The 13,511-nt window shown below is 73.9% G+C and carries 19 protein-coding genes; 10 read left to right on the top strand and 9 right to left on the bottom strand.

Annotated elements, in window-relative coordinates; all coding sequences use genetic code 11:
* Window positions 1-103 precede the first annotated feature (103 nt).
* Window positions 104-715: a GDSL-type esterase/lipase family protein gene (locus tag PZC42_RS08195; protein ID WP_277209856.1), complete on the top strand. Its 612-nt coding sequence runs from the start codon at window positions 104-106 to the stop codon at window positions 713-715.
* 6 nt (window positions 716-721) lie between these two features.
* On the opposite strand, the gene PZC42_RS08190 is transcribed toward PZC42_RS08195, so the two are convergent.
* Window positions 722-1,516, bottom strand: a complete 795-nt coding sequence (locus tag PZC42_RS08190) for a DUF4097 family beta strand repeat-containing protein (protein WP_277209855.1) — start codon at window positions 1,514-1,516, stop codon at window positions 722-724.
* Window positions 1,517-1,614: 98 nt separating this feature from the next.
* Between PZC42_RS08190 and PZC42_RS23595 the strand changes: the two genes are divergently transcribed.
* Window positions 1,615-1,689, top strand: coding sequence for a 50S ribosomal protein bL37 (locus tag PZC42_RS23595; RefSeq protein WP_402375911.1), 75 nt, complete (start codon window positions 1,615-1,617; stop codon window positions 1,687-1,689).
* An 85-nt stretch (window positions 1,690-1,774) separates the two neighbouring features.
* On the opposite strand, the gene rsrA is transcribed toward PZC42_RS23595, so the two are convergent.
* The 3 genes from rsrA to PZC42_RS08175 form a co-directional block, all read right to left on the bottom strand.
* Entirely contained in the window at window positions 1,775-2,050 is a 276-nt protein-coding gene (gene rsrA, locus PZC42_RS08185) for a mycothiol system anti-sigma-R factor (protein ID WP_277209853.1), read from the bottom strand.
* Window positions 2,047-2,709, bottom strand: coding sequence for a sigma-70 family RNA polymerase sigma factor (locus PZC42_RS08180; protein ID WP_306574121.1), 663 nt, complete (start codon window positions 2,707-2,709; stop codon window positions 2,047-2,049). The genes rsrA and PZC42_RS08180 overlap by 4 nt, the downstream gene beginning before the upstream one ends.
* Before the next feature lie 154 nt (window positions 2,710-2,863).
* Window positions 2,864-3,829 (bottom strand): GlxA family transcriptional regulator, encoded by a 966-nt coding sequence (locus PZC42_RS08175; protein ID WP_277209849.1) that lies wholly within the window; start codon window positions 3,827-3,829, stop codon window positions 2,864-2,866.
* A gap of 93 nt (window positions 3,830-3,922) precedes the next feature.
* Between PZC42_RS08175 and PZC42_RS08170 the strand changes: the two genes are divergently transcribed.
* Complete coding sequence (locus tag PZC42_RS08170) at window positions 3,923-4,069, top strand: hypothetical protein (protein ID WP_277209847.1); 147 nt, start codon at window positions 3,923-3,925, stop codon at window positions 4,067-4,069.
* 25 nt (window positions 4,070-4,094) lie between these two features.
* Here the strand turns inward: PZC42_RS08170 and PZC42_RS08165 are convergent, their stop codons facing one another.
* Window positions 4,095-4,454 (bottom strand): hypothetical protein, encoded by a 360-nt coding sequence (locus PZC42_RS08165; protein ID WP_277209845.1) that lies wholly within the window; start codon window positions 4,452-4,454, stop codon window positions 4,095-4,097.
* An 85-nt stretch (window positions 4,455-4,539) separates the two neighbouring features.
* Between PZC42_RS08165 and PZC42_RS08160 the strand changes: the two genes are divergently transcribed.
* The 4 genes from PZC42_RS08160 (at window position 4,540) to hisN (ending at window position 8,399) form a co-directional block, all read left to right on the top strand.
* Window positions 4,540-5,151, top strand: a complete 612-nt coding sequence (locus tag PZC42_RS08160; protein ID WP_277209843.1) for a DoxX family membrane protein — start codon at window positions 4,540-4,542, stop codon at window positions 5,149-5,151.
* A 51-nt stretch (window positions 5,152-5,202) separates the two neighbouring features.
* Window positions 5,203-6,528 carry a 3-phosphoshikimate 1-carboxyvinyltransferase gene (gene aroA, locus PZC42_RS08155; protein WP_277209841.1) on the top strand — a complete coding sequence of 442 codons (1,326 nt, stop codon included), beginning with the start codon at window positions 5,203-5,205 and terminating at the stop codon, window positions 6,526-6,528.
* The gene (gene rsgA, locus PZC42_RS08150) at window positions 6,528-7,577 is read left to right on the top strand and encodes a ribosome small subunit-dependent GTPase A (RefSeq protein WP_277209839.1); all 1,050 of its coding nucleotides are present in this window, start codon (window positions 6,528-6,530) and stop codon (window positions 7,575-7,577) included. The genes aroA and rsgA overlap by 1 nt, the downstream gene beginning before the upstream one ends.
* A 102-nt stretch (window positions 7,578-7,679) precedes the next feature.
* Window positions 7,680-8,399, top strand: coding sequence for a histidinol-phosphatase (gene hisN / locus PZC42_RS08145; protein WP_277210005.1), 720 nt, complete (start codon window positions 7,680-7,682; stop codon window positions 8,397-8,399).
* A gap of 77 nt (window positions 8,400-8,476) precedes the next feature.
* Here hisN and PZC42_RS08140 read toward each other — a convergent pair whose 3' ends face one another.
* From PZC42_RS08140 to PZC42_RS08130, 3 genes are read right to left on the bottom strand one after another with little or no spacing between them, the layout of a single operon-like run.
* Entirely contained in the window at window positions 8,477-8,980 is a 504-nt protein-coding gene (locus PZC42_RS08140; protein WP_277209837.1) for a DUF6912 family protein, read from the bottom strand.
* 27 nt (window positions 8,981-9,007) lie between these two features.
* Entirely contained in the window at window positions 9,008-10,309 is a 1,302-nt protein-coding gene (locus tag PZC42_RS08135; protein ID WP_277209835.1) for a CpaE/TadZ family protein, read from the bottom strand.
* On the bottom strand, window positions 10,309-10,959 hold the full coding sequence (locus tag PZC42_RS08130; RefSeq protein WP_277209834.1) for a CpaB family protein: 651 nt from the start codon (window positions 10,957-10,959) through the stop codon (window positions 10,309-10,311). The genes PZC42_RS08135 and PZC42_RS08130 overlap by 1 nt, the downstream gene beginning before the upstream one ends.
* Window positions 10,960-11,159: 200 nt before the next feature.
* On the opposite strand from PZC42_RS08130, the gene PZC42_RS08125 reads away from it, so the two are divergent.
* The gene (locus tag PZC42_RS08125; protein WP_277209832.1) at window positions 11,160-11,369 is read left to right on the top strand and encodes a helix-turn-helix domain-containing protein; all 210 of its coding nucleotides are present in this window, start codon (window positions 11,160-11,162) and stop codon (window positions 11,367-11,369) included.
* Window positions 11,370-11,386: 17 nt separating this feature from the next.
* On the opposite strand, the gene PZC42_RS08120 is transcribed toward PZC42_RS08125, so the two are convergent.
* Entirely contained in the window at window positions 11,387-11,938 is a 552-nt protein-coding gene (locus PZC42_RS08120) for a hypothetical protein (RefSeq protein ID WP_277209830.1), read from the bottom strand.
* 193 nt (window positions 11,939-12,131) lie between these two features.
* Here PZC42_RS08120 and PZC42_RS08115 point away from each other — a divergent pair, with 193 nt between their 5' ends.
* Together PZC42_RS08115 and PZC42_RS08110 are read left to right on the top strand one after the other, a co-directional pair.
* Window positions 12,132-12,884, top strand: a complete 753-nt coding sequence (locus PZC42_RS08115; RefSeq protein WP_277209828.1) for a LysM peptidoglycan-binding domain-containing protein — start codon at window positions 12,132-12,134, stop codon at window positions 12,882-12,884.
* Between the two features lie 55 nt (window positions 12,885-12,939).
* Window positions 12,940-13,485, top strand: a complete 546-nt coding sequence (locus tag PZC42_RS08110; RefSeq protein WP_277209827.1) for an Rv3235 family protein — start codon at window positions 12,940-12,942, stop codon at window positions 13,483-13,485.
* The last annotated feature ends 26 nt before the right edge of the window (window positions 13,486-13,511 follow it).

The raw sequence follows: 13,511 nt of genomic DNA, 5'->3' as shown, positions 1-13,511 counted from the left end.
CTGACGGCTCCGGTCGTGCGGCGCGGCGTGGGATCATGCGGTGCCGCCTCCGAGCACGGGACAATGGCGGCGCAACGGCGACACGGCAGGGTGGTGAAGGTTCGTGACGGAGCGCGAGGTGCGCATCTGTGTGGTGGGCGACGAGCTCGGCGTGGGTGTCGGGGACGCGCGCGCCCTGGGCTGGACCGGCCGCGTGCTGGCCCGGACGAGGTTCGACCGGCCCGCGATGTCGTTCGTGCTCGCCGTGCCCGGGGAGACGACGTCGGCCCTCGGCGCGCGCTGGGAGGCCGAGACGGAGCCTCGGTTCGGCCCGGAGTCGACCCACGACAACCGTCTGGTCGTCGCACTGGGCCGGCACGACCTGGCGGCCGGACTCTCCGTGGCGCGCTCCCGGCTGAACCTGGCGAACATCCTCGACGTCGCCGACTCCCGCCGGTTGGCGACGTTCGTCGTCGGCCCCCCTCCTGGCCGTCCCGAGGACGGTGACCGCATCGCCGAGCTGTCGGCGGCGTTCTCGGACGTGGCGAACCGCCGCCGGGTGCCCTACGTGGACACGTACACCCCGCTCGCCCAGCACGAGCAGTGGCTGGCCGACCTGGCCACCACCGGTGCGACCTACCCTGGCCAGGCCGGCTACGGGCTCATGGCCTGGCTCGTCCTGCACACGGGGTGGCACTCCTGGCTGGGGCTCCCGAGCGACGGCGACAGCGCCTGACGGCGCTCAGTCCCGGGAGACGATCACTCGCGCCGACGTGACGTTCGCCGTGAGGTAGGCGATGCTCCCGTCGCCCGCCGCGGAGCGGTCGACCGAGAGCGTCCGGGCCGCCGAGGCCTGGACCTCGCCGTCGAGCACGACCTGCCCGGCGGCGCCCCGCACCTTGACGCTCACCGGGGTGCCGGCACCGAGGCGCAGCGCCACGTCGCCGGAGACCGTCTTCGCGGTCACCATCGGTGCGGACCCCGTGGCAGTGACGGCGACGGCGCCGGAGACCGTGCTGGCCGAGACCCGACCCAGCGTCCCGTCGAGGGCGAGCGCACCGGACACCACCTGCGCCGAGACGTCACCGGTGTGGGTGGCCGACGCGACGTCGCCGGAGACGGACCGGACGTACAGCGAACCGGTGGTGTCGGTGGTCCGGATCGCGCCGGTGACGGTCTTGACGACGGTCCCTGCCGTGCCGGCGACGTCGATGTCCGCCTCCGTGGTCCCGATGTCGACACTGACACCCTGCGGGACGGTGAGCCGGACGACGGCGTGCTCGAAGTCTCCGAGCGCCCGCACCCGGGCGACGAACGCCTCGACCTTCGAGCGTTCGTAGCCGACTCGCAACCGGCCACCCTCGTGCACCACCTGCAGCGGCTTCTTGCCGACCTCGAGGACCTCGAGGGTGGTCCGCGTCGCCGTGGCGTCGACGACGACGTCCACCCGGCCGCCCTGCAACCGCACGGAGACCGCCGACACTCCGCCCACGTCGAGGGTCTGTGGGGCGGCGATCGCCCAGGACTCGGTGCTCATGCTGCCTCCGTGGTGCCGGGATGCCAGGCTGCCGCGTTGCCGACGCCCGTATGGGATCATAGGTCGACCCACGTCAACCTTCTCCTGAGGAGACAGCCATGAGCAAGCGCGGAAGCAAGCGTCGCGGCCGGAAGAGCAAGGCCGCCAACCACGGCAAGCGCCCCAACGCCTGAGGCATCGCGCCCCAACGCAAGAGGCCGGAGTCCGAGATCTCGGACTTCCGGCCTCTTTCGTCGTGCGGATCCGTCTTGCGCGGAGCTATCTCGCGAGGATGGTGATCTGCTCGCGGATGCGCAACCGGAGGGTCTCGGGCGCCTGCTCCGCGCAGGAGCGCTTGACGAGCTTCTTGACGATCTCCTCCACGCTGAGCTCCACCAGGCACGGGGAGCAGTGCGCGACGTGGGCGCGCATGCGATGCTCGTCGGCCGCGGTCATCTCGGAGTCGAGGTACTCGTACAGGTGCGTGAGCACGTGCTGACAGTCGCTCTCGCCCTCGGCGGGCTCGTGCGGCACCGGTGTGATGTCGGCGTTCATGACTCTCCTCCGGGTGCTGCTGCCAGTCCTCGGTCGACCGCGTAGTCCGCGAGCAGCTCGCGCAGCTGGCGTCGTCCGCGGTGCAGCCGGGACATCACCGTCCCGATCGGTGTTCCCATGATCTCGGCGATCTCCTTGTACGGGAAGCCCTCGACGTCCGCGTAGTACACGACCATGCGGCGGTCCTCGGGCAGCGCGGCGAGCGCACGCTTGACGTCGGAGTCGGGGAGGCGGTCGAGCGCCTCGACCTCTGCCGAGCGGAGCCCCTGGGACGTGTGCGTCGCGGCGCGTGCGATCTGCCAGTCCTCGATGTCGTCGGTCTGCGACTGCTGGGGCTGACGCTGCTTCTTGCGGTAGTTGTTGATGAAGGTGTTCGTGAGGATGCGGTACAGCCAGGCCTTGAGGTTGGTCCCGGGCTTGTACTGGTGGAACGCCGCGAACGCCTTCGCGAACGTCTCCTGCACGAGGTCCTCGGCGTCCGCAGGGTTGCGCGTCATGCGCAACGCGGCGGAGTAGAGCTGGTCGAGGTACTGCAGCGCATCACGTTCGAAGCGCGCGGCGCGGTCCGCCGTCGTCTCCTCCGGGGCGCGCTCGGTGTCCTCGCCGATCTCGTCCGCGGGCGTGTGCGCACCCGGCGTGCGCTCGGTCTCGTCGGTCATCACCGTCGAGCGTAGTTCAGGGGGCGCGACAGCGGTCGGTCGTTCTGGTGCAAGCGTGGCCACGGTCCGTGCAACCACACGGGCGCCGCTCCCATTCCCGGGGGCCGACGGCGGTGCGGCCGTCGCGCCCGGAGACGCGCCGCCGTCGTGCGCGTCATGACGCGACCGCGGCGAAGCGCCGGCGGTAGGCGGCCGGGCTGGTGCCGAGCCGCCGGGCGAAGTGGTGCCGCATGACGGCGGCGGCGCCGAAGCCCACGAGCCGCGCGACCTCGTCGATCGACGCGTCGGTGGACTCGAGGAGCTCCTGGGCGCGGGCCACGCGCTGGCGCGTGAGCCAGGCAGCGGGTGTGGTGCCGGTCTCGTCGCGGAAGCGGCGGGCGAAGGTGCGCTCGGAGAGCATGGCGCGCCGGGCCAGTGCGGCCACCGTGTGAGGTTCGGCGAGGTTCTCGCGCATCCAGCCCAGCAGGTCGGACAGCGAGTCGGCCTCGCAGGGCAGCGGGTCGACGACGTACTGGGCCTGGCCACCGTCACGCTGCGGCGGCACGACCATCCGGCGGGCGATGGATCGTGCCGCCTCCCCGCCGAGCTCGGTGCGCACGAGGTGCAGGGCCGCGTCGATGCCGGCTGCGGTGCCGGCGCTGGTGATGATGCGGTCGTCGTCGACGAAGAGGACATCGGGGTCGACGTCGGCCCGGGGCGCGGCGGCGGCGAGCCGGTCGGAGAACATCCAGTGGGTGGTGCAGCGGCGTCCGTCGAGCAACCCGGCCGCGGCCAGCACGAACGCCCCGGAGCACAGCGAGAGGATCCAGGCGCCGCGGGCGTGGGCGTGCCGGAGGGCGTCGAGGTAGGCGGGCGCGACGTCGATGTGGTCCTCGTCCGAGATGACGTCGTAGGCGACCACGACGACGACGTCGGCGTCGGCAGTGGCGTCCAGCCCTGCCTCGACCCCGATGGGGAAACCGCCCTTGGTGGGGACCGTGCCCGGCTCCGGGGTGCAGAGCGTGAAGTCGAAGGTGGGCCCGCCGGTGGCGCGGCGATCGATCCCGAAGACCTCGTAGGCGATGCCGAGCTCGAACGGGGCGACCCCGGGGACCACGACGGCGGCGACCTTGCGGATCATGGGGCCATCCTGTCACGAGGGTGGCAGAAAATCGATGGTTGTTGACAAATCTGCCACTGGTGACTGGATCTAGGCGGGCGAAGAATTGCTGCCATGACCACCATCCTGCTGATCCTCGCCGGAGTGCTCGTCGTCGGCTCCCTCGCGGCGCTCGTGCCGGTCGTCCGCCGGGACGGGCTCGGCCGGCACCGTCCACCACGATCCCACCCGGAGTGGTGGGAGGGCACCGAGCTGCACTGAGCCCGCACCCGGGCGGACCGCGCCGCTAGGGCTCGACGACCCGGACCACCTCGACGCCGCACTGCACCGGGTAGGACTCGGCGCAGAACTCGGTGACCCAGAGCTCCACCGCGACCCCTTCGACGAGGTCCGAGGCATCGGCCTCGGACCCGTCGGCAGCCACCACGACCGTCTCGTCCGTGACCAGCGCCATGCCCTCGTAGTAGTCGTCGGAGGCCTGCGCGAGCGCCGGGCCGCCACCGAACACGGCACCGTCGACCACCACACCGCTGACGTCGGCCGGCTCGTCCGGCACGAGACTCGTCGCGCCACCGTCGCCGCAGGCCGTCAGGAGGACGGCCGCAAGGACGGCGGGCGCCACGACACCTCGGGAAGCTGGGCTCACGGCAACCATCCGAACGCATCCCCACCCACCGGTCAACCGCCCACACCGGTGGGCAAGACCCCGCCTGCTCTGCCACAGTGGGCCCATGCTGCTGCGACGACTCGCCCGCCCCCTGCTGGCCGCCCCGTTCGTCTACGACGGGCTCTCTGCCGCACTGCACCCCTCCGAGCACACGGCCGCCGCGCGGGAGGGTGCGGACAGAGCGACCGAGGCCCTCGGGATCGATCGCCTCGACGACACCCAGGTGTCCCTCCTGGTACGTGCCCACGGCGCCGCGACCATCGCCGCCGGCCTGCTCCTCGCCGTCGGCCGGGCGCCCCGGACCGCCGCCCTGACGCTGGCCGCGCTCACCGCACCGCTGGCGGCCGTCAACCAGCCCTTCACCTCCTCCGGCGACGTGCGCAAGGAGAAGACCGCCAAGTTCGTGCGCAACCTCGGCTCCGTCGGCGCGGCCGTCGTCGCCGGCATCGACCTCGAAGGGCGGCCCGGCGTCGGCTACCGGATCGAGCAGAAGCGCGCCTCGGCGTCGAAGTCGGCCAAGCACACCGTGGAGTCCGCGACCAAGGACGCCCGGCACGCCGCGTCGTCGGCCTCGAAGTCCGTCCGGCACACGGCCGGGACCGCGACCCACGACGCCCGTTCCGCCGCCAAGCAGGCCAAGGCCGCCGTGGCGCGGGCGAAGGCCAAGGTGTCCTGACGTCCGGACGCGGCGACCGCCGTCGGACCGGGTTCAACTAGGCTCGGGCCCATGACGACTGCGCCCGACCAGACCACAGCACCGCTCTGGGACGCCCCGGTGGCCGACGGCCCCCTGGACGCCACGGTCGAGGTCCCGGGCAGCAAGTCCCTCACGAACCGGCTGCTCGTGCTCGCCGCCCTGGCGGACGGCGACGGCACCCTGCGGGGCGCGCTGCGCTCGCGCGACGCCGACCTCATGATCGGCGCGCTGCGCTCGCTGGGCGCCACCATCACCGAGGGCGAGAGCCCGAGCACGCTGCACGTCGCACCGGGCCCCGTCACGGGCGGCACCGACATCGACTGCGGCCTGGCCGGCACCGTCATGAGGTTCCTCCCGCCGGTGGCCGCCCTGGCCGACGGCGACGTCCGGTTCGACGGCGACCCCGAGGCCCGGGTGCGCCCCATGCTGCCGGTGCTCGCCGGGCTGCACAGCCTCGGGGTCCTGGTGTCCGGCGCGGGGCCGGAGTTCCCGACGCACCTGCCGTTCACCGTGCGCGGCCGCGGCCGGGTCGCCGGCGGAGCCGTCGACGTCGACGCCTCCGGCTCCTCCCAGTTCGTCTCGGCGCTGCTGCTCGCCGCCCCGCGGTTCGAGCGGCCGCTGGTCCTGCGCCACATCGGTGCCACCCTGCCGAGCCTTCCCCACATCGCGATGACGGTGGCCACGCTGCGCGAGGTCGGCGTCGAGGTGGACGACTCCCGGGACGGCATCTGGCAGGTCACCCCCGGACCGATCGCCGCGCGGGACGTCCGCGTGGAGCCCGACCTGTCCAACGCCGCACCGTTCCTCGCCGCGGCACTCGTGGCCGGCGGCACCGTGCGCGTGCCCGGCTGGCCGGAGCACACCACGCAGCCCGGCGCGATGGTGCCCGGACTCCTGGAGCAGATGGGCGGCACCGCGTCCGTGGACGGCGACGTCCTGACGGTGACCGGCACCGGCGAGATCCACGGCGTCGACGTCGACCTGCACGCGGGCGGCGAGCTCGCCCCGACGTTCGCCGTCCTGGCCGCCCTCGCCGACTCCCCCAGCCGCCTGCGCGGCATCGCCCACCTGCGCGGGCACGAGACCGACCGCCTGGCGGCGCTCGCCACGGAGATCACGCGCCTCGGTGGGCGGTGCGAGGAGACGCGGGACGGGCTCGTGATCACCCCGCGCCCCCTGCACGGTGCGGTGTTCCGCACCTACGCGGACCACCGGATGGCGACGTCGGCCGCGCTGCTCGGCCTGCGCGTGCCCGGCCTGCAGGTCGAGGACGTCGCCACCACGGCCAAGACCCTGCCCGGCTTCGACGCGATGTGGCTGCGGATGCTCGGCCGCCCGGCGGAGGATCGCGCCTGATGGCGCGCCGGGTCCGCGACGAGCACGCGCGGTTCGCGCGCCCCTCCAAGCACGGCTCGCGGCCCCGCAGCAAGCAGCGTCCCGAGCACGCCGACGCCGTGGCAGGACTGGTCATCGGCGTGGACCGGGGGCGGTACACGCTCGTGCTCGACGACGGCGGCCCCGACGAGCGCGAGATCCTCGCCATGAAGGCGCGCGAGCTCAGCCGCACCCGCGCCGTCGTCGGCGACCGCGTCGACGTCGTCGGCGACACCTCCGGAGCCGAGGGCACCCTCGCCCGCATCGTCCGCATCACCGAACGCACCTCGGTGCTGCGCCGGACCGCGGACGACACCGACCCGTACGAGCGGATCGTCGTCGCCAACGCCGACCAGCTCGTCGTGGTCACCGCACTCGCGCAACCCGAGCCCCGCACCGGGATGATCGACCGCTGCGTCGTGGCGGCCTACGACGCCCGCATGGACGTCCTGCTGTGCCTGACGAAGGCGGACCTCGCCTCCCCCGACGAGCTGCGCGACCTCTACACGCCGCTCGGCGTCGAGGTGGTCGTGACCCGTCGCGACTCGGCCGAGGCCGTCGAGACGGTCCGCGAGCACCTGCTCGGCCGGACGTCGGTCCTGGTGGGGCACTCCGGCGTGGGCAAGTCGACGCTCATCAACGCCCTGGTCCCGGACGCGGACCGGGCGACAGGGGTCGTCAACGTCGTCACCGGACGCGGGCGGCACACCTCCACCTCCGCCGTCGCGCTGCGCCTGCCCGTGCCTGGCGGGACCGCCGGCGCGGACTACGACGGCTGGGTGATCGACACCCCCGGGGTGCGCTCGTTCGGGCTCGCGCACGTCGAGGTGGGTCACCTGCTGGCCGCGTTCGACGACCTCGAGGAGGTCGCGGCCCGGTGCCCCCGCGGCTGCACGCACCTGGCCGACGCGCCGGACTGCGCGCTCGACGAGTGGACTGCTGACGCGGCGGACGACGCCACCCGGACGACACGCGCTGCCCGCCTGGCGTCGTTCCGGCGCCTGCTGGCCTCGCGGACCGCTACCGTGTGAGTCGTGGCCACCTTTCAGCAGACTTCCAGCCCGCACGGGCGCGGGCGCACGTACGAGGACGACCTGCGCCTGGCCCACGTGATCGCCGACCAGGTCGACTCGATGACGATGTCGCGGTTCAAGGCGGTGGACCTGCACGTGGAGACCAAGCCGGACGACTCTCCCGTGTCCGACGCCGACCGTGGCGCCGAGGAGTTCATCCGCGCACAGCTCGCCCGGGCGCGCACGCGAGACGCCATCGTCGGCGAGGAGTACGGCGAGGCCGGCAGCGGTGCGCGGCGCTGGATCATCGACCCGATCGACGGGACCAAGAACTTCGTGCGCGGCGTGCCCGTCTGGGCGACGCTCATCGCGCTGGCGGACGGCGACGAGGTCGTCATGGGGCTCGTCTCCGCCCCGGCGCTGGGACGGCGCTGGTGGGCGGCCAAGGGGTCGGGTGCGTGGACGGGCAAGTCGATCGCGGCGGCGAGCCGGGTGTCCTGCTCCGGGGTCTCGTCGTTGTCCGACGCCTCGTTCGCCTACTCCTCGCTGTCCGGGTGGGAGGAACGCGACAAGCTCAACGGCTTCCTGGACCTGACGCGCGAGTGCTGGCGGACGCGAGGGTACGGCGACTTCTGGTCGTACATGCTGGTCGCCGAGGGGGCCGCCGACATCGCCGCCGAGCCCGAGCTGGAGCTGTACGACATGGCCGCGCTCGTGCCCATCGTCACCGAGGCGGGCGGCCGGTTCACGTCCCTCGACGGCACGGACGGCCCGTGGGGCGGCAACGCGCTGGCGACAAACGGGCACCTCCACGACAAGGCCCTCGTCTACCTCGGCTGACAGCGTTGTGGGCGGGATTTCTGGCCCTTTTTGCCCGCTTTAGTTGATTCTTCGGGCCAGAAATCCCGCCCACAACGTCAGGCTGGGGGGCGCGGCACCTGGTGCGCCTCGGTGGGGTGATACCAGAGCAGGTCCCGCTGGTCGAGGAGGTCGGTCGCCGTCTCCAGCGCCTCGTCGTCGTCCGCGTCGACGGCCGCGAGGAGCGCCCGCACATCGCGGGCCGCCTCCGGCTCGTCGACGTGGATCGCCTCGACCTTCGTTCCCGGCACGGCCATGACGTCGACCCCGGACGGTGCCACGTCTCCCGCGGCCTCCGTCACCGCGTGGTCGGGCACCTCCACCGTGACGACCGCCCGCAGCGGGGCGGCACCGGCATCCCCGGCCACGAGCACGAGCGCGGCGTCGGCGGCGGCGAGGAAGGCGGCGTACTCACGCGTCTCGTCGTCCTCGTCGGACAGCGCGGCCACGAGGGCGCCGGTCACGGCGTGCGCGCCCCGCGGCGGGACGTCCCACCGGCTGCCGCGCGCCGTCACGGTCATGGTGTCGAGGTCGTCGAGGGTCGCAGGCACGTAGAGGCGCATGACCCCAGTCTGCCCCGGCCACCCGTCTCAGGCAGGCACGGGCGCGCCGACCCGCTCGCGCACCAGCGCCGCCAGGTCGGCGAACGCCTCCCGCGCGGACGACGACGGCGCCTGCTCGGCGAGCGTCCGCCCGGCGAGCAGCGCCGCGTCGAGCGCCGGTCCGTCGTCCGGGACCGGGTGCACCTCCGTCACCCCGGCGTACCGCTGGAGGGCGTCGCTCACGGCACGCACCGGGTCGGGCCCGACCGCCGTGGACCGCACGCGGTTGGCGACCACGAGGCGGCTCGCCGGGACCGGCACCGGCGCCTCGGCCAGCCCTTCGAGCCCTCGGACCAGGCGTTGGATGCCGATCGGGTCGGCGGCCCCGACGACCACGACCAGGTCCGCGGCCTGCAGGGCGGCGAGGGTCGCACCGTTGCGCTGCGGGGCGTGCGTGTCGTACATGAGCAGCTCGTCGGCCTCGACCAGCGGCCCGCAGTCGACGACCGTCCAGTCCACGAGGGACCGCGCACGCTCGAGCACGACCTCGATGGCACTGGCGGGCAGCTCGGGCCACCGTGCGGCGCGCGTGATGCCCGTGAGGACGCGCAGCCGCCCCTCCACGACCGGCGCGTGCCTGCCCAACGTGGCCAGATCGAGAGTGCCCTGCGCCGCCGCCCGTGCGACGGCGGCAAGTCCCGGCGCGTCGTCGAGCAGACCGAGGCGGGACGCGATGCACGAACCGTAGGTGTCCGCGTCGACCAGGAGCGCGGAACCGGTGGGCGGGGCAGGCGCCTCCTGGCGCCGCCGACGGCGCCCGGACCGTCGACCACCGAGGCCGGCCAGCTCCGCGGCCAGCTCGATCGCGGTCGTGGTGCGTCCCGGGGCTCCGACCGGGCCCCACACCGCGACGACCGCGCCCGGGCTCGCGGGCACTCCCCCGACGTCGCCGCCGGACAGGGCGGAGAGGTCCATCTCGTGCGTGGCGAGCGGGTCGTCGACCCGACCCGTGTCACGGACGGCGTCGAGGAGCCGCGGGTCCGCAGGGCCATCGAGGACCGCCTCGAACCCGAGCGCCTGCAGTCGCTCGGCGGGACCGTCGTCGGCGAAGGCGACGACCCGGGTGCCCGCACCGTGCAGCCGGCCGACAGCCTCCCGGTCGAGACCAGGCAGGTCGGCGGACACCACCGCGACGGTCCCAGCCCCGGCGGCGGCGGCGGCGAGAAGCTCCGCGAGGTCTCCGCATCGTCGTGTGACGCTCGTGCCCGCGCCGGGCGCTCCGAGCGCGAGCACGACATCCGTCTCGGCCGGGCCGCTCACGGCGCACAGGACGGTGACCTCGGCAGGCATCAGGCGCCCGCCACGGGGACGACGGTGACCGTGCCGTCGGCGCCGAGCGCGGCCAGCACGGCGGGAAGCTCCTCCGAGCCCACCAGGACGTGCAGGGTGCCGCGGTCGGCCACGACCAGCCCTCCCGCAGCGGCGTCCACCTGTTCGACGACGACGCCGGTCACGAGCGGCTCCGGCTCGTCCGTGCTCCCCGCCGTGTCCAACGTCGCCGCGGGGACGAACCAGAGGTCGACGACGGCGCCTTCGGTGATGCGCTCGGAGAGCCCGGCCCCGACGGGGACCGCGACCGAGCGCACGTCGACCGACCCGGCGTCCCCGACGGCACTGTGGGCGACCAGCTCGCCGTCGGAGACCACGCGCAGGGCGACCTGCCCGGCAGGGAGGGCGGCGTCGGCCCGGAGGTAGCGGTCCGCCTCGACACCCAGGTTCACGTCCACGACGCGCAGCCGTGACTCGTCGACCGGCTCTCCGGGGGTCAGCGTCCCGGCGGCGACGTAGACCGGCACGGTGCGATCGGCGTTCGACACGACCCACGAACCCAGGGCCACCGCGACCGCCACGAGGACGATCCCGACCACCAGCCGGGGGTCGCGCCAGGTCGGTCGGCGCAGCCGGGGTGCAGCCGGGGCCGGGAGTGCTTCGTTGCTCACGGTGGTCCTTCGGATTCGGCCGGACGCGTCGCGTCGTCCGGTGCGGGCGGGCAGTCCGTCGGGCGGGAGGCACGCTAGCGGCCCCCTGACCTGGGACGGTGGCGCGATCCATCATCCGGGACACCGCGCGAGACCGGAAGCATCCGTCATCACCTGTGGACAACCCGCACCAAGAGCCACCCGTGTGGGAAGATCGCCCTATGGCCAGCCGCTTCCTCTCCCTCGCCGAGGTGCAGGAGACGCTCAGCATCTCCGCCGCCCAGGCGTACTCGCTCGTGCGCTCCGGCGAGCTGCCCGCGATCCAGGTCGGCCCCAAGAAGGTCTGGCGGGTCGAGACCGCCAAGCTCGAGGAGTACATCGCGCAGCAGTACGACCGCACGCGCGAGCGGATCGACTCGGGCACCCTGTGATCAGCGCTCGGTGATCCTCACGTCTCGCTGACCCGGACCAGAGCGGCGAACGGGACGACCCGCACGCTCGGTCGGCCCGCGTCGAGCTCCTCCACGTCGAGGTGGTCCGCGCCGACGCGGGCGATCCGGCCCAGCACCACGTGCGCCGTGGTCCGCACCTGGACCCGCGCGCGGTCCCGTTGCAGCCCGCGCAACGCCGTGCCGAGGCCCAGTCGGTCGGTACGGGCCGCCGAGGGGACGGCGTACCGACCCAGGCCGGCGACGCCGACGACGGCGGACAACGGCACGACGTGCTGCACCCGGCCGCCTCGCGCGGCGCTCGCGTCGAGCTGGACCCATTCGGTGGCGACCCGCTCGAGCCGCCCCTCGAGAACTTCGCCGTCGCGCAGGTCGAGGCGCAAGGGCCTGCCCTGCGCGGCACGGAGACGGTCCACCAGCGGCACCGACGCCTGCTCCGCGCGGGTCAGCTCCGCGACCGTGCCGTCCCGTTCCGCTGCCTCCTCGGCCGCGAGCTGCGCCTCGAGGTCGGCGAAGAGCAGCGTCCAGCGTGAGGTGTCCGACGTCGTCACCAGCGCCCCCCTCCGGCGTGCGGCCCGGTGCGGGCCGCGGTCCAGGATGCCGTGCTCTGGACACGAGGGCCACACTACGGTTCAATATCTGCCATCAGAGAGCATCAACTGATATCAACAGGCATGAAACAGCTGGATCGACGGGGGTTGGCAGATGATTCGCAGGTCGACAGCGCCGGGCGTCACGCGCAGCATGTCAGGGCTTCTCGCGGTGCTCACCGCCTCTCTCGCAGCCCTGGCGCTGCTCGGGCTCCGGATCCGCACCGTGGCGCCGGCCGACGCCCAGTCCGCGCGGACGGCGCGGGTCGAGACCTGGGTCGAGCTGCTGGTCCTGGTCGCCGGCGCCGCCGGGGCGGCCTGGCTCCTCCTCGGGGCGATCGCCGCACTCGCCGGCATCGCCGCGGTGCGGCAGGGACGCCCCGATCGCACCGTGGAGACCGTGGTGGGCCGCTGGGCACCGGGGATCGTCCGCCGGCTCGCCCGTGGGGCTCTCGGCGCGGGGCTGGGAGCCGGCCTGGTCCTGACGCCAGGCACCGCCCTCGCTCACGAGGCTCCCGACCCGGGCGGCACCCCCGCCGTCGTGCTGGAGCTGGGCTGGGAGTCCACCGCGGACGATGCACTCCCCGGCCCCGGCGAGGCCGAGAGCACCGAGTCCGTGACCACCGTCAGCATCGGGAGCGCCGCGGGACCCCAGGCCGCTGGAGACGGCGCGTCACCGGCGATCAGCAGCGCCCAGCGCACCTCCCACCAGGACGACGGGGGCGCCGACGAGATCGTCGTCAAGCGCGGAGACACGCTGTGGGACATCGCTGCCCGCGAGCTTCCCGGGGACGCCACGCCCGCCGACGTGCTGCGGGCCGTCACCTCCTGGCACGACACCAACCGGGACGTGATCGGGGACGACCCCGACCTCATCCTGCCCGGTCAGGTGCTCCGCGCACCCTGACGCACGCCGCGCCGTCCTGCCCTCACCAGGCCTCACCCACACCCGGAGTGACCTCATGACCACGACAGCATCCGAGAACGTCGAGCCGGCAGGCACGGGCGCCCGACGCCTGCGCGTCGCGAGCCCTCCCCGGGCGCGCCGCCCGGCGGCTCCTCCGCGCGCGTCCCGGCGGCCGGAGCCGGTGCGACGAGTGCGCATCGGTGCCGTCCCGGCCGATCCGACACCCACGCCCGGCCGACCGCTGCCGGCGGCGCCGGCTGCCCCGACGCGGCTGCCCGACCCGACGGCGATGTGCGGCTCCGTCGTGCGAGCCGCCGTCGAGGTCCTGCGTGGCGACCGCCCGGCGACGCACATCGCCCGCTGGGTGACGCCGCAGGTCCTGGACCAGCTCGTCCACCGCGCACAGCTGGTCCAGGCCCGCCGCAGCGAGACGCGCACCGGCGTCCCGGTGACCGTCCGGCGGATCCGCACCGTCCGCCTCGGCGACAGCACCGCCGAGGCGACCGTCGTCCTCGAGGACGACGGTCGCGTCCGGGCTGCTGCCGTCCGGCTCGAGGCACGGCGCGGCGTCTGGCGCGTCGCGGTCCTCGAGCTCGGCTGAGGACTCCCTAGCGCACCGGGCAGGTC

Source organism: Isoptericola croceus, assembly GCF_029382255.1.
Taxonomy (GTDB): domain Bacteria; phylum Actinomycetota; class Actinomycetes; order Actinomycetales; family Cellulomonadaceae; genus Isoptericola; species Isoptericola croceus.
The sequence above is the reverse complement of the archived record's forward strand: the minus strand, read 5'-3'. Positions and strand labels throughout refer to the sequence as shown.

Excerpts from the sequence above, each read along its gene's own strand:
- PZC42_RS08190 (WP_277209855.1), bottom strand. The coding sequence starts at position 1,516 with ATGAGCACCGAGTCCTGGGCGATCGCCGCCCCACAGACCCTCGACGTG.
- rsrA (WP_277209853.1), bottom strand. The coding sequence starts at position 2,050 with ATGAACGCCGACATCACACCGGTGCCGCACGAGCCCGCCGAGGGCGAG.
- PZC42_RS08180 (WP_306574121.1), bottom strand. The coding sequence starts at position 2,709 with ATGACCGACGAGACCGAGCGCACGCCGGGTGCGCACACGCCCGCGGAC.
- PZC42_RS08175 (WP_277209849.1), bottom strand. The coding sequence starts at position 3,829 with ATGATCCGCAAGGTCGCCGCCGTCGTGGTCCCCGGGGTCGCCCCGTTC.
- PZC42_RS08170 (WP_277209847.1), top strand. The coding sequence starts at position 3,923 with ATGACCACCATCCTGCTGATCCTCGCCGGAGTGCTCGTCGTCGGCTCC.
- PZC42_RS08160 (WP_277209843.1), top strand. The coding sequence starts at position 4,540 with ATGCTGCTGCGACGACTCGCCCGCCCCCTGCTGGCCGCCCCGTTCGTC.
- aroA (WP_277209841.1), top strand. The coding sequence starts at position 5,203 with ATGACGACTGCGCCCGACCAGACCACAGCACCGCTCTGGGACGCCCCG.
- rsgA (WP_277209839.1), top strand. The coding sequence starts at position 6,528 with ATGGCGCGCCGGGTCCGCGACGAGCACGCGCGGTTCGCGCGCCCCTCC.
- hisN (WP_277210005.1), top strand. The coding sequence starts at position 7,680 with ATGACGATGTCGCGGTTCAAGGCGGTGGACCTGCACGTGGAGACCAAG.
- PZC42_RS08140 (WP_277209837.1), bottom strand. The coding sequence starts at position 8,980 with ATGCGCCTCTACGTGCCTGCGACCCTCGACGACCTCGACACCATGACC.
- PZC42_RS08135 (WP_277209835.1), bottom strand. The coding sequence starts at position 10,309 with ATGCCTGCCGAGGTCACCGTCCTGTGCGCCGTGAGCGGCCCGGCCGAG.
- PZC42_RS08125 (WP_277209832.1), top strand. The coding sequence starts at position 11,160 with ATGGCCAGCCGCTTCCTCTCCCTCGCCGAGGTGCAGGAGACGCTCAGC.
- PZC42_RS08115 (WP_277209828.1), top strand. The coding sequence starts at position 12,132 with ATGTCAGGGCTTCTCGCGGTGCTCACCGCCTCTCTCGCAGCCCTGGCG.
- PZC42_RS08110 (WP_277209827.1), top strand. The coding sequence starts at position 12,940 with ATGACCACGACAGCATCCGAGAACGTCGAGCCGGCAGGCACGGGCGCC.